General features: G+C 68.7%; 1 protein-coding gene. It reads right to left on the bottom strand.

Annotation, left to right across the window (positions count from 1 at the left end):
* The coding region (locus ACQG3P_RS19400) for a hypothetical protein (RefSeq protein ID WP_426805953.1) at positions 1 to 227 on the bottom strand (227 nt) is incomplete at its 3' end.
* Positions 228 to 284 lie beyond the last annotated feature (57 nt).

The following is a 284-nucleotide window of genomic DNA, read 5'->3' as shown; positions in this document are numbered from 1 at the left end:
GTCATAGGGCGGAAATGATCCACCGCCGCCCAGAAGGCACGCGCGGCGTCGTCGAGCTGGGCGCCTTCGGCCAGCCGCACGCTGCCGTCCGGCTGAATCCGGAAGATCTCCTTGCCGGGGCCGAAGATGAGCGCCGGCGTGGACAGCTGGGCTACGCCGTGGACCCCGCTCCAGTTGAGGTGCGGTGCATGAATGGCGCTCTTCTCGGGTTGCGGCGCATTGCTCATGGCTGTTGCTCCTTCGGTTGCTGGGGCGCGCGTGCGGACTGCAGCGACGCCCAGGTG

The sequence above is a fragment of the Stenotrophomonas sp. SrG genome (genome assembly GCF_050031795.1).
Lineage (GTDB): Bacteria > Pseudomonadota > Gammaproteobacteria > Xanthomonadales > Xanthomonadaceae > Stenotrophomonas > Stenotrophomonas rhizophila_A.
The sequence above is the reverse complement of the archived record's forward strand: the minus strand, read 5'-3'. Positions and strand labels throughout refer to the sequence as shown.